Here is an 18296-nt window from a genome sequence, read left to right on the forward strand (position 1 = left end):
TATGACTGAACTTTTAAGCCAATCGCCACTGTTCCCGAGCAAATTTTCTGCTGACCTCGCGCGCTCTACCGTCGCTGCGCTGCGCGAAAGCGCTTTGTCGGAGTGGAAATCGAATGCAGAACGTTTTTATGATTATGGAGACGAGGAGGCTGACGGAGAAGCATCTGTTGATCTACTTCAGCAGCCTGTGCGCCAAGTTTTTGAAAATGATGTGAGGCGTAGCCCCAATGGTATTGAGGGGCCACCTGCGGCAGAAGCCATGACACTCGCTGAAATCGAGCGGTTGTTGGCAGACGGTGAAGATCCTTTTGCCTGTGCCGACATGGAGGTTTCGCCTCTTTGGCAGATCAAACCTCGTCCTGCCGCTCTTTTGGCGGCTATTTCGATGTGCGCCATGATTAAGGACGAACAGGCGCTGGCACAGGTTTTTCGACCGGGGGGCCTTACCTTAATCCTCTGTCCATCGAACATGATGCGGTCACAGCTTGAAAGCATTGCTTCCGAAGTTCTGACGCACTGGCAAAGGAGGCCGCCCGGTCCGTCAAGCCAGCAGGCGGCCCACCATATCTATGATAGCGGCTCAAGCATCGTAGCCGGAGATCAGAAACGCTCGGTTCCGAAATTCCGACAGGCAATCGATAAAAGTCTGATGCGGCATGTCCCCGTTCTGGCGATCTGTAGCGCGAAAAACCAGCTCTCGGCAGAGCAAGAAAGCCTTGTTCACCAGGAATTTCGATGGGGGGGGATTTCTCCCGCAGTAATTGTGGAGACACTGCGTTGCACACATAGCAATACCCGGCAGCTCGCTGATGATGAGTTGCTGAAACGGCTGCCAGATGCGGCCGCGCTTCGGCGGTTAGAGCCCCTGCAAATTTGTGCGGCTTTCGAGGAAGCGACGACTCTACGTGTGGCGGATCGCCTTTCGCAGATCACAGCAGCGCAAAGGTCAGGGTCCTCTACTACCCTGAAGGATGTCCAAGGACTTGGGGGTGCAGCAAGACCTTTAGAGCAAATGCTGGCTGATCTGAACGAGTGGCGCGCGGGCAGGGCGACGTGGTCCGAAATGACACGGAGCGTGCTATTGTACGGTCCTCCGGGCACGGGAAAAACGATGCTCGCGCATGCATTCGCTGGTTCTGCCGGGATTCCAATTATCGCAACATCATATTCCGACTGCCAGCGACACGGGCATCAGGGCGATATGCTTGCGGCCCTTTCAGCCGCCTTCGAGCGCGCCGCTCAACAAGCACCTGCGGTGCTGTTTATCGATGAAATCGACAGCTTTTCCGATCGCTCTTCTGGTGGGCAGAACGACGGGTACCTGCGGGGAGTGGTTAATGGATTGCTGGAACAAATCAATCGTGCAGCAGATATTGAGGGTCTGATCCTGCTCGGTGCGACCAACCATCTGGACATCGTGGATCCGGCAGTCATCCGTAGTGGGCGGTTCGATGTGAAGCTGGAGATCCCGCTGCCAAACCGCGCCGGACTTGTGGGAATTCTCGCTGCAAAATTGAAGGTCGAGGATGGCTCTGATTTGAATCTGGGCTCAATTGCAGACCGCCTCCTCGGCGAGCCCGGCGCCACCGCGGAGGCAATCGCGCGTGATGCGCTTAGCCGCGCGCGCATGGATCGGACGCGGTTGCTCCAGCGACATCTGGAAGCGGCCATATACCAAGTCGCGCCACCTCTTGAACCGGCCTTGATGCACCGTGTTGCCATCCACGAAGCAGGGCATCTTCTCGCGGCATTACTGTCTCCCTTGCCGACTCCTGTTAGGGCTTGGATGACGGCTCGGGGTGGACATGTTGAGCCAGCTCCTTTGCCTACGATCACTCCTCGGTTGGCAGAGGCCAAACTCAAAATGTGTCTTGCAGGCCGCGCGGCCGAGACTTTGGTGTTGGGCGAGGCGGCCAATGGAGCCGGGCTTGGGGCGGCTAGCGATCTTGCGCAGGCAACCAGGCTTGCGCTGGAGATGGACTTGAACTGGTCGTTCGGCGGCGCTGACTTAGTTTGGCGGGATGCGAGCCAAGTGGATTTTGACAGGCTCCCCATCAGGACGCAGCGGCGGCTCCGGGCGACGCTGCAGGATGCAGAAGTGGCTGTCAGCAGTTTGCTTGAGGAAAACCTACATAGTCTGAAGCGGATCGCAGCTGAGCTGATTTCCAGAAGAGAGCTGACAGGGAGGGATTTGGATGAACTTTCCAGAGATTTATTTCGTTCCGTAGGCACGACACGCCAGCCAGAATGCCTGCACAACACCTCGTAATTGCAACTTTCCGACTGGCTGGCGGGAGCCCTTTGGGCTCCCGCTGTCCACCAATTTGTGGGGCTCCTCTGTGCAACCCAATACTTGAAGCGTCTCCGGCTGATCCTTGAGAGCGTCCCGGAGGTGGCCGATCCAACGCAACGAGAGGGGTGCTTTTCGACCGTGCCTCTTCTGATGTGGATAGGCATAACACTCATGCCGTCGGGCGCTCGGGTGGCGTTTCTATTGGAGGCACATCTCAGACTCTGAAGCCTCGTGTCGCATGGCGGATTATATCATCATGTGCCGCAGGCCGCACAATCACTTCTCTAAACGCCCGTTGATTTATGAAACAATAATCGCGTTGAGCGTGCATCAGTCGCCAGCCGTCGCGCACGCGGCGCAGAACAACGTAAGTTGTGATGCTTCTGCCGATCTGTAAGCGCGCAGAAGACTTTCCCGCCGGGCGAAATCGCACCAAAGTTCCAGCCCGATTCTTGACCCTGATACCGCGAGTATCGAGCAATTCCTCGCAGTCATGAGCAATGCTAATGAGCCTGTTGGGGCAGATCGTCCAGGCCCTGGCTTTTCCGTTCACATGGTTCAGAACTGCCGTCATTTCTGCTCTACCGGCCGTGTTGATCTGATGCTTTTCGAGTTTTTTCTGTTCTAATTCAGCCTGGAGGTTCGCAACATGTTCGGGTTGCCAATTATCCAGCCAGCGCTTTTTTTCTTGGGCCGCTGCCAGTACTTTTTCTCCCAGCTCGATCTCAAATTCGAGTTTGAGTATTTTATTGTCGGCTTTACGGCTTGTTATAATTGGGTAGGTCGTCATATAAAATTATCTCCATAATAAATTCCTTATGAGAAGTATCCAATAATTGCGTTATTCTTTTCTGGAACTCTCACAAAAAGATATACATGAAGCTGTTTAAAGAATGATGAAAGCACGAGGAATAATACATTGGGCCTGTGAGTTATATCAATTTTAGCTAGCGGTATGACAAATCCAGGAGGCCTAAGGGGTAATGATATTGCATGCTGCCCACGGAGGATCAGAAAATGGATACTGTGCGTAGAGTGGATCGATTTACCATATGCTTCTGTTGCCAAACCGGCTGGAAACAATTGCCGCGGCTCTGTTGCATTAGCTTCTACGAAGCGCAACACTGTTCCGCACTGATGTAGGAGGAGGCCACATGTCGCGCCGAGATCCATTTAAACAACAACGCTTTCCTAGAGATGTGATCCTCCTGGCGGTTCGCTGGTACTGCCGATACCCACTGACGTACCGTGATGTGCGGGATCTTTTGGCCGAACGCGGGATCACGGCTGATGCGGCGACGATCTACCGGTGGGTTCAGAAATTTGGGCCAGAGATCCGGAAACGAGCCTACGGTGCGCATCGTTCCTGGCGCGTGCTGCAGTGGCATGTGGACGAGACCTACGTGCGGGTGAATGGCCGTTGGTGCTACCTGTGGCGGGCTGTCGATCAACGCGGGCAGCTGATCGATTTTCGCTCACCGCTCGCAGAAACACCAACGCAGCAAGGGCATTCATGCGCCAGGCAAGTGAAACAGCGCGGTGTTACTATCCAATGACAATAGTCACGGACAAGGCGCACAGCTATGCAAAAGTGATTGAGGAAATGAACTTCGTTAACGGGCCGGATGAAAGGATCCGGCACGTTGACCGGAAATACCTCAACAACCGGATCGAAGCTGATCATGCCGCGCTGAAACAGCTCCTGAGGCCGAAACGGAGCTTTAGAAAACTCACCGCCGCCAAGAACACGCTGAAAGGCATCGAAACCCATCGCGTAATCAAGAAAGGTCATTTTGCGAACAATGAGCCTGGCATCTTGAACGAGATCGCCTTCGTTGCAAACCTGTTTGATGCGGCAGCTTGATAGGCGGCCGGTTCAAATTTCTTGTACGACGCGGACTAATGCAACAGAGCCACCTGGAACGCTATCTCGGATGCCCGGCTGGGTCATGTTTGCACATTCAGGTACTCTAAAGATATTGCGTTTTCCATCGGGCACAGCCTTGAGCCACCTGTATCTTGTGGTGCCGCAGAAAGCTGTGCCTTAGGACTTACGGCTCCGTCAGATATCGGCACCATCACGCCCTACTGTTTTGACTGGCCCTTACGCGAAGTCTGGTCTAAGATTTTACAGCAGAATGAGCAGCAAACAATGTCCAACGCCCGCCAAATTCTTTCCATGCTAAACAGCCGCGCTGTCGGTGATGAAGAGCATTTTTTATCGGTAGCCCTGCAGGTTGCTGCAGGCGAAGCGCGTCAGGGGCGTCAATCATCAGCCGATGCAATACGCGATGCTGTTCAGAAGATTCGTGGCGGGGCAGACAAGCCACATGTTCCAATCTCTTTTTCCAAACCGCGCGGAGACTTGGACGGACTTTTGGACATGCGCGAGCCAAGATATCGCCTTTGCGACGTCGTCCTAGCATCTGATTTAGAAGACCGCCTCAATGTTGTCGTGAGACAGCAAAACAGCCGTGAACGTCTGCGGGCGCACGACCGCTCACCGTCTCGTAAAGTATTGTTTGCGGGTCCTCCAGGGTCTGGAAAAACTATGACAGCAGAAGCGCTCGCTGGAGAACTGAAGTTGCCATTTTTTGTGGTACGGCTAGAAGGTCTGATCACACGGTATCTCGGAGAAACCGCGACCAAACTTCGTATGGTTTTTGATGAAACCTTGAAGCGCCGCGGTCTCTATTTGTTTGATGAATTTGATGCCGTTGGTGGGCATCGTGATACAGACAATGACGTTGCCGAAATGCGGCGTGTTCTCAACAGCTTCCTCCAGTTTATGGAAGAACCGACTAGCACCGATAGCCTCATAGTTGGTGCTACCAACCACCCCAGCTTGCTTGATGCCGCACTTGTTCGACGTTTTGATGAGATTTTGCCGTTTGATATGCCAAGTCAAAAGCAAGTTCGCGCTTTGGTTCTCCGGCACTTAAGACCACTAAAGCCTTCGAAGGTCGATTGGCGGTCCATCGGGAGAGCCGCGAATGGTCTCAGCCAAGCTGAAATTGCACGCGCGTCGGAAGAAGCTGCTAAAGAGGCGATTTTGGCCGAGCAAATGACGGTTGATACGTCGGAGCTGAAGACACATCTTGACGCACGCCGTGCTGCTCAAGCCGTGTTTGCGAAGGCAAAGTAACCATGGCGGATTACAACAAGCCTCATATCGACATATCTGGTCGACGCGTTAAGTTTGACTATAAGTCAAACAGCTCGGCCAGATCAACGAAGCCAGCTCGTGAACGCCGTGAACACGGCCAACGACTCCAACAGCAAATGGACGCGGCTTATTCGCAGATTGCTCAAATGCGTGCCCAGAGCCCTCCCTTGCCGGACAATTTGCCTGCACCTGAGGGTGAATACTTGACCGTTGAGCTGGCACGCTCCCATCGCGAGCTCAAGGCACCAGCGGCTCTCGGACCTGAAGTGCGACAAGGCACAGTACAAGTCGCGGCAAACGATGCGCGCACAATTACTTTTCATGTATCGCCCCGTGGCCGTGAGATCTTGAGTCAGCTGCTTGATGAATATGTAAACGGCGAACGAACGCCTAAAGGGAATCCTCCTAGAGCTTCTCTGGCAGAGCCCATTGAGTCCATTCGAGCAACGCGGCTCGAAGAGCTATGGCGAGATGATCAAGAGCTTCTTCCCACTTCCGGTGATGCCGCAATTTGGTGGGCGCTCTGGTGTGCCCGAGGATTTGAGGCGTCTGCTGCCCAACTCACACAGTCACTCGGGGCCACAGTTGCAAATGATGACAGGTGGGCACGGTTTCCCGAGGCGATCGTTGTGCCGGTTCTGGCAACACGGCTGCAGATCGAAATGATGATCTGGGGCGGACGTGGTGAAATCGGAGAGATCGGCGTGGCGCGCGATAATCCATCAGTCATCATGGACGATATGAGAGACTATCAAGACGATCTTATCGACGATCTCGCCAGGCGCATCACATGGCCAGGAGCAAATGTGCCGGCCGTCTGCATTCTTGATACCGGAGCAAATCGCGCGCACCCGTTACTCGAACCAGCTCTTTCTGCTATCGACACGCAAACGCTTGATGAACGATGGGGAGTCGATGACAGCCATCCCGGTGGTCACGGCACCGGGATGGCGGGTCTAGCCTTACTCGGGGATCTCACTACGCCCATGGCGGATCTTATTGAGCCAATCCTCAGTCATCGACTTGAAACTGTGAAGGTCCTTCCCCCTGCCGGATGGCCCGGGCACGATCCTGTCAATTACGGCGCTGTAACGTCATCTGCTGTTAGTTTGGCAGAAGGTAGGGCTCCAGACAGAAACCGCGTAATCTGTTGCGCTGTCACAAACGAGGATCGACCCGGGGACGGACCATCCCGGTGGAGCGCAGCCCTAGATCAAATATCATCTGCAACACAGGATGGTGACAGCGATGGTGCCCCACGCCGCTTGATCATACAGGCCATAGGAAACCTGCAAATGGGGGTGGCAAAGGGTGATAATAGGAACCCGGATGACTTCGCAGGCGAAGATCCATCCCAAGCTTGGAACGCGATCACCGTCGGCGGCTATACTAATTTTGATCAGATAGCCGAGGCAGGTTATCAAGACTGGACTGTTATCGGTGCCGCTGGCGACCCTTCCCCAATTGCGCGTAATAGTGTGTCGTGGTCGGAAAGTCGGTCGCCTGTAAAGCCTGACGTTGTTTTTGAAGCTGGAAACCGCGCGCTTAGTCCTTACGATGAACCCGTTATGGACAAGCTTCCTTCTTTGTCTGTTTTGACGACGGGAAAGGGCGGCAGGCAAGCTTTGACACCCTTCAATGCCACAAGTGCTGCCACGGCCGCCGCTGCGCGTATGGCCGCTCAATTGACAGCGGCATTTCCCACCTATTGGCCCGAAACCGTCCGCGCCTTGATGGCTCATAGCGGAGAATGGACACCGCGCATGCGAGCGCAGCTCGACAACGTTGAAGGTTTGCGAGAGCGCCGTTTTCCCCGACGCCGGTTTGGATATGGTGTGCCCAAACTCTATCGTGCGATGCGATCAGCAGAAGACGATTTCGCCATGATTGCGCAGGATACAATCCAGCCCTTTGCACGTTCTGGCGCAAGCGGTGTCAGGTTCGGGGACGCGCATTACTATCCACTGCCTTGGCCGAAATCCATTCTCGAAAATCTTGATAATCGCATGCTGCGCCTCAAGGTGGCACTCTCATATTTCATCGAACCAAACCCAAGCTTTGATGCTAGAATTGACCCTGCTCGATATCGATCACATGGCCTCAGGTTCGATCTCAAACGGCGCGGTGAAAGCCTAAGAGAGTTCCAATCTCATACCAATGCTGAATTTGAGCGCGCAACAGTGCGCCGCGAGTCTGACAGCGGTTGGATGTTTGGCCCTGACGCTGTTTCAGCTGGTTCATTGCACGTTGACTTGTGGGAAGGGCCCGCAGTTGAATTAGCCGCACGTGATCAATTATGTGTCTACCCTGTAACCGGTTGGTGGCGCACGCGACCAGGATTAAAAAAGCTTGAGACGCCTGCGCGTTATGCTCTCATCATGAGCATTCAAAGTGACGGGGTTGATTTATACACGCCAGTCAGTATCGCAGCGGCTGTCCCTATCGCTGCTCAGGCAGAAATCGCTGTTCGATAAGCCCTTAGGTGTCCGTTCCGGCTGTGTTGCATTAGCTTCTACGAAGCGCAACACTGTTCCGCACTGATGTAGGAGGAGGCCACATGTCGCGCCGAGATCCGTTTAAACAACACCGCTTTCCTAGAGATGTGATCCTTCTGGCGGTTCGCTGGTACTGCCGATACCCACTGTCGTACCGTGATGTGCGGGATCTTTTGGCCGAACGCGGGATCACGGCTGATGCGGCGACGATCTACCGGTGGGTTCAGAAATTTGGACCGGAGATCCGGAAACGAGCCTACGGTGCGCATCGTTCCTGGCGCGGGCTGCAGTGGCATGTGGACGAGACCTACGTCCGGGTGAATGGCCGTTGGTGCTACCTGTGGCGGGCTGTCGATCAACACGGGCAGCTGATCGATTTTCGGCTCACCGCTCGCAGAAACGCCAACGCAGCAAGGGCATTCATGCGTCAGGCAAGTGAAACAGTGCGGTGCTACTATCCCATGACAATCGTCACGGACAAGGCGCACAGCTATGCAATAGTGATTGAGGAAATGAACTTCGGTAACGGGCCGGATGAAAGGATCCGGCACGTTGACCGGAAATACCTCAATAACCGGATCGAAGCTGATCATGCCGCGCTGAAACAGCTCCTGAGGCCGAAACGGAGCTTTAGAAAACTCACCGCCGCCAAGAACATGCTGAAAGGCATCGAAACCCATCGCGCAATCAAGAAAGGTCATTTTGCGAACAATGAGCCTGGCTTCTTGAACGAGATCGCCTTCGTCGCAAACCTGTTTGATGCGGCAGCTTGATAGGCGGCCGGTTCAAATTTCTTGTACAACGCGGACTAATGCAACAGAGCCCAATAGATGTGGTGATGTGCCGTCCGATTTGAAAATATTGACTGGTTTTACCGGGTGGCCGATATTCAACTTGCGTTCCTGCTCTGTTTTTGACCCGGATACCACTTGAAACCAATTCACGCTCGTTCTCATGTGCAGCGGCGATCAGCCGGGCAGGGTTAATAGTATGCCTAACCGCGGTTCTATTTACCCGCTTAAGTGCTGCTGCTAAGTTCGACATAAATGAATCCTCTAGGTGGTTTTTTTGATCCTCCAGTAACATCAGACTGTGTTGAAGCTTTGCGATTTTTACCCATTTGGCATCGAGACCCCTGCATTCTAAGAAACCAGGGATTGCCCGTTTCTGCGCTTCAAGGGCCAAAGCGCGTTCTGCTGCTTGCTCCCGCTCCAATTCGGCTCGCAAACTTTTCATACGTGTGTTCAGCGCACATATCTTTTTGTCAAACTTGGCGCAGTTATAAATATATACATTCTAGTAATCCTTTGAGTTTCAAATTTTCGAAGAAGAGGCAAAGACTAAATGTATTTGCTCTTCTCTAATCTGAACGTACTAAAAGGTGTTTAAAGCTGGATTAAAGTTTTTTTCAGATGTGAAGAAACGCTATTGGCGGATGACACACGCGCCCGAGCAATTCGCATAACCGCGGCAATCGATCAGGCAGAAGCGTGGATGCCATTCAGGCTATGGCAGCATTCACCGCGTGATAGCCATTCAACTAAGGAAGCTCGGTATCAGAAAAGTAATTTCGTCTGAACTCGCGATAGATTGTCGAGGGTGCGCATGGCAGATTGTCAGCGATCTCTTCAACAGGCATCTTCGCCTCAAGCCATTTGGCCAGCTGAGGTGTTTTTCAAGTTTCAGGCGAGGGTAGCAGCGTCCCATTGGTCAACTCCATGCAAGGTTTTGTTTCAATACAAAATTCGCACTTCATTTGTGAATCCACCCGGCTACAATATGTAAACTTATAATCATACTTATGTAATGTATTGCGGGTTTGATTACGGAGACGGATTTGTTTAGGAGGTCGTGGACACTCCACTTGGGACTTGGTTTCCCTGCCAGCCCGTTTGCAAATGCACCCTAAGGGCTCTGTTGCATTAGTCCGCGTTGTGCAAGAAATTTGAACCGGCCGCCTATCAAGCTGCCGCATCAAACAGGTTTGCAACGAAGGCGATCTCGTTCAAGATGCCAGGCTCATTGTTCGCAAAATGACCTTTCTTGATTGCGCGATGGGTTTCGATGCCTTTCAGCGTGTTCTCGGCGGCGGTGAGTTTTCTAAAGCTCCGTTTCGGCCTCAGGAGCTGTTTCAGCGCGGCATGATCAGCTTCGATCCGGTTATTGAGGTATTTCCGGTCAACGTGCCGGATCCTTTCATCCGGCCCGTTACCGAAGTTCATTTCCTCAATCACTTTTGCATAGCTGTGCGCCTTGTCCGTGACTATTGTCATGGGATAGTAGCACCGCGCTGTTTCACTTGCCTGGCGCATGAATGCCCTTGCTGCGTTGGCGTTTCTGCGAGCGGTGAGGGGAGTGTGCGTAATTTTGTGCCCTGGCGCCTTTAGTTACGCCATGGGAAAGCGTTCTTCGAACATAATGGCGAGTTGGCTTTTAACGCGGTGCCATTCACGCACAGATCGCTTCCACTCGACGGAAGTAGCATTGAGGGCCGAGTAGATCAACTTCGCCGCCGCCTCATCGCTCGGGAAGTGGCCGCGGGTTCGCACCGCACGCCGGATTTTCGAGTTCAGGGCTTCTATGGCATTCGTCGTGTAAATCAGTCGGCGCACTTCGGGCGGGTAGTCGAGAAGCGGGATCACCTCGTTCCAGGCTCTGCGCCAGCTCGGTGCAATGGCCGGATAGCGCTTGGCCAGATCACTCTCCTCGAACTCGGCCAGCGCAGCCTCTGCTGCTTCGACGTCCAAGGCGGTGTAGACCGCCTTCAGGCCTGTCGCCGCGGCCTTTCGGTCCTTGTAGCTGGCAAAGCTCATAGAGTGGCGCAGCAAATGAACGATGCACGTTTGAACCTGGGCTTCCGGGAAAGCCGCCTCAATGGCCTGGGGGAAGCCTTTGAGGCAGTCGACGACGGCAATCAGAATGTCCTGAACGCCCCTGTGGCGTAGATCATTCAGAACCTTTGCCCAGAATTTGGCACCCTCGTTGGCCTGGAACCACAGCCCCAGAACGTCCCGGGTGCCGTCTGGACGGATCGCCAAGGCCACGAAGACCGCCTTGTTTGAGACCGCTCCATCACTGCGGATGTTGACGCGGATCGCGTCTATTACCCGGCAGGCGCATCCGCAGGATGCTGCCGAGAGGGCATGAACACCACGGGATAGCAGGGTTCCAGTGGCCGGCTCTGCCAGGCGGTGACCTCGTCCATCACGGCCTCAGTGATCGCCGATATCAAGCTGGGTGATGCCTCAAAGCCGTAAATCTCCTCGATGTGCCCTTGGAACTCACGGGTCGTCATACCGCGTGCATACATGCTGACGATCTTGCGGTCGAACTCGGGAAAACGACGCTGATACTTGGCGAACAACAGCGGATCAAAGGTGCCGTTGCGGTCGCGCGGAATGTCCAAGATGACTTTCCCACTGTCGGTGGTCACAGTCTTCTGACTGCTGCCATTACAACGATTGGGCGGATGGTTCTGACCCTCCGCGACACCTTCGGCGCGTTCTTCCCCAAGATGTTCCTCCATCTCAGCCGTTAAAGCGCGTTCTGCCAATGCTTTGGTCAACTCAGCAAGAATGCCCTCCTTGCCGAATAGGTCGCCAGATGACCGGCCTTCCATCAGTTGGTCTAATAGTTCTTTGTCGATGCTCATACGTGGGTCTCCGTATAGAGCAGTTACCACGCCAGAGCACAAAATTCAGGACAGTCCCGCACCGGCCTGTGACAATCGTGACCGACAAAGCGCAGACCTATCGACGCGTCATTCGCGAAATCAATCATCGCTATGATCCACATTTTGACAGCATCCGACACATTGACAGAAAGTGGTGCAACAATCTCATCGAGAGCGATCACGCAGCCATGAAACGGCTTCTCGGCTACCGACAAAGCTTTCGATCCTTGCGATCAGCCAAAGCGACCCTGAGCGGGAATGAGACGATCAGAACTATCAAACGCGACAACATCCATCACAAGCAACCAGGCGTTCAAGGGAAGATAAAATTCATCAGCCAGTTGTTTGCCGACGCATGATCCGGGAAACCTACATCGCCCCAACCCGGCCTCACGTAAACAATGCAACAGTCCCCGCCATGCGGCTACGGCCGGAAGCTTGGAACCAACTTCTCGATCAAGCCGACGAAGAGACGCGGGAGACGATGATCTTCCTGATGGCGCTTCAAGATATCTATACCGGCCAAAGTAAGTTCACCAATGAGGAGATCGACGAGATCGACCTGGAGGCACCAGATCTGATCCCAAACTGCGTCGCTACAATACTCCATCAATCTCGCCCTGAGCTTTCACCTCTGGATTCCAAAATGGGTCTCGGTATGCCGTTCAAGGCAGGCCCCCGGCCAAGGCAGAACGATCCATGCGCCTGTGGGTCGGGGCGCAAATACAAGAAATGCTGCGGCCGACACTGAGTTGGAACGCTTAGGCTTCTACCAGTCTTAAGCCGATCTTGGGGTATTGCGCAGCTAAGGTCAGGATTGAGCCCGTATTTCCATATGCTGCGGAAAGGCCGAACGGCAGCTATGGCGATCAACATACGACTGGCAGCAGGCCCACTCATAATGCGCTTGCGGCGGGCCGGAGATTCTGCAACTGATCTCGGCGTCGGTTTCCTTCGGGAATTGAAAGGGAATCCGTTCCGGCCTAGGCCGGTAAACGGAACTGCCCCCGCAACTGTAGGCGGCGAGTGCCTCTCGAATGCCACTGGGAATATCCCGGGAAGGCGAGAGGTGCCGTAACCCGCCAGTCAGGAGACCTGCCGACGGACATGAAACCACGACCGGACGGGGTGTGCCGGGGCGGGAAACTCGACGTGGTCGTCTTGGCCTATTCTGTTTCACGTCTTGCCCCTGACGGCCCTATCTGACGGGACGGATCGGATGAGACAGACCTTGATTGCAGCCACCTTGGTGGCCAGCGCTGCACTTCCCCTGCAAGCGCAGGAAACAAACTACCCCCTCAATCTCACGAATTGTGGTGTCGAAATATCCTTCGATGCCGCTCCAGACAGTGCCGTGACCATTGGCCAGTCTGCGACGGAGATCTTCTATTCTCTTGGCCTCGCGCCAAAGGTCGCGGGCACTTCAGTCTGGTTCAACCCGGTTCTGCCTGAATTCGCCAAAGTGAACGCGGAGATTGAGCGGCTGGTGGACAACGATCCCAGCTTTGAAAGCGTAGTCGCGAAGGAACCCGGTCTGATCGCCGTGCAATACGAATGGCACGTCGGCGAAAGCGGGATCGTGGGAACGCGCGAGATGTTCCACGACATCGGCATCCCCACCTACATCATGCCGGCCGATTGTGACACCAAGGACAATTCCACCGGCGGGGACGGCACGCGGACGGGCGCCTTCGAGACGGCGTCCGTCTACAAAGGCATCCGAGAGTTGTCGGCGATCTTTGACGTGCAGGACGCGGGCAAAACGCGGGTCGCAGAGCTCGAGGCCGTCGAGGCCGAAGCGATCGCCCGGGCCGAAGGGGCCGATTTGCCGGACGAACTGTCGGCGGTATTCTGGTTTTCCTCGGCCGATCTGGAGATCGATCCCTATGTCGCCGGTCAGCTCGGCGCGCCGGGCTACATGATGGGCGCTCTCGGCATCACGAACGTTATCGACTCGGACGAGGAGTGGCCGACGGTCGGCTGGGAGAGCATCGCCCGCGCTAATCCGGACATCATCGTCATCGCCTATATGGATCGCCGCCGCTTTCCGGCCGATGATGTCGAGAAAAAGCTGGAGTTCCTACGCAACGATCCAGTGGCAAGCCAAATGACGGCTGTTCAGGAGGGGCGGATCGTGCAGATCGACGCCCATGCGATGAGCGCGACGATGCGCTCGATCTACGGGCTGGAGACGCTGTCCGAGGCGCTCTCGGAGATGTCGTTCGAATGACGATGGTGGCCGCGCCGCCACGGGTCGCGCCGGGGCGCGGCCTGTGGGCGGCGCCCCTGATCCTCGGTCTCACCATTCTCGCCGGGACGGCTATCGGCGAGACACGGCTGTCGTTCGTCACCGTCCTTCAAACGCTGGCGAACCACCTTTGGGGCGCAAGCTATCCCGTGGACGGAATTGAGGCGGGGATCATCTGGAGTTATCGCCTCCCTCGGGCCATAGTCGCCGCCTGTTGCGGGGCGGGGCTGGCGCTGACAGGCGTTGTGCTTCAGGCGCTCCTGCGAAACCCGCTGGCCGACCCCTACCTTATGGGCCTTTCGGCGGGAGCCTCGACCGGCGCGGTTCTGGTAACGGTTGCGGGCGTCGGCGGCGGCGTGATTTCCATGTCGTTGGGGGCACTGACCGGGGCGCTTCTGGCATTCGGGTGCGTCGTGGTCCTGGCCCATGCCGTGAGCGGAGGCGCCGGTGGCGGCCGCGCCACACAGGCTGCGGCCGCGATCATCCTTGCGGGCATTGCCGGATCGCAGATGTTCAATGCGCTGACGGCCTTCACCATTGCCCGCTCGGCCAACGCAGAGCAGGCGCGCGGCATCATGTTTTGGTTGATGGGCAACCTCTCTGGCATTCGATGGGAAGATGTCACAGCCTGCACGCTGGTCTCCTTTGCTGGGGTGGGCCTTTGCCTCTGGCACCGGCGCGGGCTTGATGCCTTCACCTTCGGGGCGGACGGCGCGGCGTCGCTCGGGATCAACGTGCCAGCCCTGCGCGGTAGCCTGTTCACCGCGACCGCGATCATGGTCGGCGTTCTCGTCTCGAAGGTGGGGGCTATAGGCTTTGTCGGGCTGGTCGTCCCCCATGCCATGCGTTTTCTCGTAGGCACGCGCCACGATCGCCTGGTGCCCGCATCTGCCCTTGCCGGGGCAGTGTTCCTTGTCGCAGCCGATGTGATCAGCCGCGTCATAGTCCCGGGTCAGGTCCTGCCCATCGGAGTGGTGACCGCGCTCGTCGGCGCGCCGGCCTTTGCGCTGATCCTCGTTAGAGGTGCGCGGCGATGAGGATCGAGGTGCAGGCCCTGTCAGCGCGCGTGCACCGCACGCCGCTCCTTCAAGATATCACTCTCCGGATCGAGCCTGGTGAGATGTTCGGCCTGATCGGCCCCAACGGATCGGGCAAATCGACGCTGATGCGCTGTCTCGCCGGGTTGCAACGGGCTTCTGTCGGGCGCGTGCTGGCTGAAGGTGCCGATCTTGTGAAAATACCGACGCGAACGCGCGCGCAGCGCATCGCCTTCGTTGAGCAGCAGGCCGACACAACGGATCGCCTGACTGTCCGCGAAGCAGTTGAACTGGGGCGGACGCCCTACCTCTCGCCTCTGCGCGGGTGGAGCGGGGTCGACGATGCTGCGGTGTCGGACGCCCTTGGCGCGGTGGAGATGACCACGTTCGCCGATCGTCTCTGGCATACCCTCTCGGGCGGCGAACGGCAGCGCGTCCACATAGCCCGCGCGCTTGCGCAGACACCCGATCTCCTCCTACTCGACGAGCCCACCAACCACCTCGACATCCGCCATCAGCTTTCGCTCTTGGATCTGGTCGGGAGCCTGCCGATAACCCGCGTCGTCGCGCTGCACGATCTGAACCAGGCCACGGCCTGCGACCGTATCGGGGTGCTCAGCGGTGGTCGCCTTTTCGCCACCGGCACTCCGACCGAGGTTTTGAGCGAGCCGCTGCTTGCCGAAGTTTTCGGCGTGGCGGCCATGCGCCATGCCGCTCCGGACGGCTCGCCACGCCTCCACTTTTCTCATGCCCTTTAAAGGATCGCCCATGCGCCTTCTGACCGCACTGATCGCCCTGCTACCTTCCATCGGATACGCCGAAACCCATGATGTGAAAATGCTCACGCGCGGAGACACCGGGGCGAAGATCTACGAGCCCGCCCACCTGAAGATCGCCCCGGTGACACGGTCCGCTTCCTGGCCACGCAGCGCGGCCACAACGCTGCGTCCATTCCCGAGATGTTGCCCGAAGGTGCCGAACGCTTCATTGGAAAAATCGACGAACAGATCTCAGTCAACTTCGAGATCGAGGGGCGCAACGGCATCAAGTGCTCACCGCATTACGCCATGGGCATGGTGATGATCATCGACGTAGGGGACGTCGATGATGAAGCGCCGCTACCGGATGCAGTGCCGCGACATGCGCGGGAACGGATATCGGAGATTCTTGGCAAATGACTGGTGAATGATACCCAGAAATCGGTTTTCCGTAGATGAAGCGGAGCCTCGTTCATGACGCAGCGAAGGTCGGGTCCGAGCCTACTTTTACTGATGCTGCGTGGCGTTCGAATGGCTGCTCTGGCAGGCGGAGGGGAAACCTTCAACATTTGCTCGGGTTTTGAACACGATTGTAGCGGGCGGGAACCAACCTTTTTTGCGCTCACTCCGCAAACGCGCAGGCGAGCCGACTTTCACCACGCAACACTGGCAGACCCCGCACGTGCATTCCCTGAATGCTGATTAATCTTCGCGGAGCAGCACAAATCCGGCGTGATCAAGGATTGTATCCTCCCTGAACTGACCGTCTGCATAGGGTTCTGTCGCAAAGTTTCCATTTGGTTGAAGAACGGCCTTCGCTGGACGCACCTATGCTGCGAGATCAGCAAACTGCTTAAATGCCGGACTGCCTTTTTGAGCAAGCTGACCCTTGCGGATCATATGCGCCGCTTCGATCTTGGCTAGCGTTGCCGCGATCGCGTGCATGACAGAAATTCCTTCTGTGGGATCGGGTTGGTTTGTGGGCTCTGACGCTCACGGTCGGGATTTCATCGTAGTTCGGCGGAGCGATGGATGATGTTGATTGGTCGTATCCGACGCACTCGGCAAACCAGAGAGCGTCGTTCAGGGTCACAGGAATGTCAGGTCCAGAACAGCGGCTTTAAGTCAAAATCCGAGACAGGAACCGCTTTATGCGTTCATCTTTCTGGGTCGTGAAAAAGATTTCCGGAGGGGCCATCTCCACGATTTCGCCCGCCTCTATGTATACAACCCGGTCAGCGACTTCTTTGGCAAAGCCCATTTCATGGGTCACGACGACCATCGTCATGCCGCCGTTGGCAAGATCCACCATGGTGTCGAGAACCTCTCTGATCATCTCAGGGTCCAAGGCCGAAGTAGGCTCATCGAACAGCATGATCTTCGGCTCCATGCACAGCGCGCGGGCGATGGCGACCCGTTGTTGCTGACCGCCTGACAGCTGACCAGGATATTTATCCGCCTGATTGAGGATACGCACACGATCAAGGAGTTCACGCGCCTTGGCTTCGGCCTCTGGACGCTTGGTGCCGCGCGACAATATTTGCGGCATCACGCAGTTTTCCAACACGGATATATGCGGGAACAGGTTGAAGTGTTGAAACACCATTCCCGCCTCGCGGCGCACCGCGTTGAGTTTGCGAATGTTGTCGCCAAGCTCGATGCCCTGGACTATCACCTGACCACCCTGATGTTCTTGAAGTCGGTTCAAGCAGCGGATCAGCGTGGATTTCCCAGACCCCGAGGGGCCGCAGATGACGACGCGCTCCCCTTTCGAAACATGAAAATCTATATCCTTGAGCGCATGAAAATCGCCGTAGAATTTATTCAGTGCGTTTACGGTAATCGCGTTTTGTGTATCGGTCATGAGTGGCTCCTAGCGCGGACGCCATTTTCGAGGTGGCGTGCGTAGATCGAGATTGAAAAACAAATGGCAAAGTACAGTGCTGCGACAAAAAGGTAGCCTTCCGTCGAGGGCGCGGGCCACGTCGGGTCAGTCGCGGCGCCGCGCGCGGCACTCAGCATGTCGAATATCCCCACAATCAGCACCAGCGAGGTATTCTTGACCATGACGATCGCGGTGTTCGTCAGCGGGGGGATCACGTTCTGGATCGCCTGTGGCAGGATGATGTGCCCGACCATTTTCCAATAGGGAATGCCAAGGGCGCGGGCGGCTTCGCCTTGGCCTTTATCCAGACCTTGCAGGCCCCCACGCACAACTTCCGCCAGATAAGCCGAGGAGAAGATCGTCAGGGCGACAAGCGTTCTGAAAAGCTTGTCGATTGTCCAGTCCGGCGGGAGGAACAAGGGCAGAAGGATGGCTGCGACGAACAGCAGGCCCACAAGGGGAAGCCCGCGTACCAGTTCAATAATGAAGGTGCAGATCGCGCGGGCAACCGGCAAGGATCCGCGCCGCCCGAGGGCAAGGAGAATCGCAATCGGAAAGCCTATGCCAAGGAAGAGGACCGCAAGCATTAGCATGACGGGAAGCCCGCCCCATTTTGATGTCGGCACGGGATCAAGGCCCAAGGCGCCGCCGCCCATCAGCCACAACACGACCACGATGCATCCGCCCCACAACAGTGCCAGCCGACCGCCCCACATGCGCGGGGAAAGCGATGCGAGAACC

Annotated in this window: 13 protein-coding genes, 5 pseudogenes and 1 riboswitch; of the genes and pseudogenes, 11 read left to right on the forward strand and 7 right to left on the reverse strand. The window is 56.2% G+C overall.

What is annotated here, in order from left to right:
* The first annotated feature begins 1 nt into the window (after position 1).
* Entirely contained in the window at positions 2-2269 is a 2268-nt protein-coding gene (locus tag J3456_RS15975) for an AAA family ATPase (RefSeq protein ID WP_349581135.1), read from the forward strand.
* 238 nt (positions 2270-2507) lie between these two features.
* On the opposite strand, the gene J3456_RS15980 is transcribed toward J3456_RS15975, so the two are convergent.
* Positions 2508-3083, reverse strand: coding sequence for a hypothetical protein (locus tag J3456_RS15980; protein WP_349581136.1), 576 nt, complete (start codon positions 3081-3083; stop codon positions 2508-2510).
* 364 nt (positions 3084-3447) lie between these two features.
* Between J3456_RS15980 and J3456_RS15985 the strand changes: the two are divergent.
* From J3456_RS15985 to J3456_RS16000, 4 genes and pseudogenes are all read left to right on the forward strand, one after another.
* Positions 3448-4157, forward strand: a pseudogene (locus tag J3456_RS15985) (IS6 family transposase).
* Positions 4158-4445: 288 nt separating this feature from the next.
* Entirely contained in the window at positions 4446-5438 is a 993-nt protein-coding gene (locus J3456_RS15990; protein ID WP_349581137.1) for an AAA family ATPase, read from the forward strand.
* A gap of 2 nt (positions 5439-5440) precedes the next feature.
* A complete protein-coding gene (locus J3456_RS15995; RefSeq protein WP_349581138.1) occupies positions 5441-7933 on the forward strand; it encodes a S8 family peptidase in 2493 nt (830 codons plus the stop codon).
* Positions 7934-8016: 83 nt separating this feature from the next.
* Complete coding sequence (locus tag J3456_RS16000; RefSeq protein WP_349581139.1) at positions 8017-8727, forward strand: IS6 family transposase; 711 nt, start codon at positions 8017-8019, stop codon at positions 8725-8727.
* A 770-nt stretch (positions 8728-9497) separates the two neighbouring features.
* On the opposite strand, the pseudogene J3456_RS19445 reads toward J3456_RS16000, so the two are convergent.
* The 3 genes and pseudogenes from J3456_RS19445 to J3456_RS16015 all read right to left on the reverse strand — a co-directional run.
* A pseudogene (locus J3456_RS19445) lies at positions 9498-9661 on the reverse strand (helix-turn-helix domain-containing protein); the annotation flags it as partial.
* A gap of 254 nt (positions 9662-9915) precedes the next feature.
* The gene (locus J3456_RS16010) at positions 9916-10320 is read right to left on the reverse strand and encodes a DDE-type integrase/transposase/recombinase (RefSeq protein ID WP_349581255.1); all 405 of its coding nucleotides are present in this window, start codon (positions 10318-10320) and stop codon (positions 9916-9918) included.
* A 21-nt stretch (positions 10321-10341) separates the two neighbouring features.
* Positions 10342-11606: pseudogene (locus J3456_RS16015) on the reverse strand (IS256 family transposase).
* Between the two features lie 59 nt (positions 11607-11665).
* On the opposite strand from J3456_RS16015, the pseudogene J3456_RS16020 reads away from it, so the two are divergent.
* The 6 genes and pseudogenes from J3456_RS16020 to J3456_RS16045 form a co-directional block, all read left to right on the forward strand.
* Positions 11666-11986: pseudogene (locus J3456_RS16020) on the forward strand (DDE-type integrase/transposase/recombinase); the annotation flags it as partial.
* Entirely contained in the window at positions 11983-12378 is a 396-nt protein-coding gene (locus tag J3456_RS16025; RefSeq protein ID WP_349581142.1) for an SEC-C metal-binding domain-containing protein, read from the forward strand. The pseudogene J3456_RS16020 and the gene J3456_RS16025, both read left to right, overlap by 4 nt.
* Positions 12379-12555: 177 nt before the next feature.
* Positions 12556-12744: riboswitch (cobalamin riboswitch) on the forward strand.
* 102 nt (positions 12745-12846) lie between these two features.
* A complete protein-coding gene (locus J3456_RS16030; protein ID WP_349581144.1) occupies positions 12847-13857 on the forward strand; it encodes an ABC transporter substrate-binding protein in 1011 nt (336 codons plus the stop codon).
* Positions 13854-14912: a FecCD family ABC transporter permease gene (locus J3456_RS16035; protein ID WP_349581145.1), complete on the forward strand. Its 1059-nt coding sequence runs from the start codon at positions 13854-13856 to the stop codon at positions 14910-14912. Before J3456_RS16030 ends, J3456_RS16035 begins: the two co-directional genes overlap by 4 nt.
* Positions 14909-15670: an ABC transporter ATP-binding protein gene (locus J3456_RS16040; protein ID WP_349581146.1), complete on the forward strand. Its 762-nt coding sequence runs from the start codon at positions 14909-14911 to the stop codon at positions 15668-15670. The genes J3456_RS16035 and J3456_RS16040 overlap by 4 nt, the downstream gene beginning before the upstream one ends.
* 192 nt (positions 15671-15862) lie before the next feature.
* Complete coding sequence (locus J3456_RS16045; protein ID WP_349581256.1) at positions 15863-16090, forward strand: plastocyanin/azurin family copper-binding protein; 228 nt, start codon at positions 15863-15865, stop codon at positions 16088-16090.
* A gap of 408 nt (positions 16091-16498) precedes the next feature.
* Here J3456_RS16045 and J3456_RS19450 read toward each other — a convergent pair.
* From J3456_RS19450 to J3456_RS16055, 3 genes and pseudogenes are all read right to left on the reverse strand, one after another.
* Positions 16499-16606, reverse strand: a pseudogene (locus J3456_RS19450) (IS6 family transposase); the annotation flags it as partial.
* A 184-nt stretch (positions 16607-16790) separates the two neighbouring features.
* Entirely contained in the window at positions 16791-17534 is a 744-nt protein-coding gene (locus tag J3456_RS16050) for an amino acid ABC transporter ATP-binding protein (protein WP_349581147.1), read from the reverse strand.
* Complete coding sequence (locus tag J3456_RS16055) at positions 17531-18229, reverse strand: amino acid ABC transporter permease (RefSeq protein WP_349581148.1); 699 nt, start codon at positions 18227-18229, stop codon at positions 17531-17533. Before J3456_RS16055 ends, J3456_RS16050 begins: the two co-directional genes overlap by 4 nt.
* Positions 18230-18296 lie beyond the last annotated feature (67 nt).

This window comes from Sulfitobacter sp. NFXS29, from assembly GCF_040148765.1.
Taxonomy (GTDB): Bacteria; Pseudomonadota; Alphaproteobacteria; order Rhodobacterales; family Rhodobacteraceae; genus Sulfitobacter.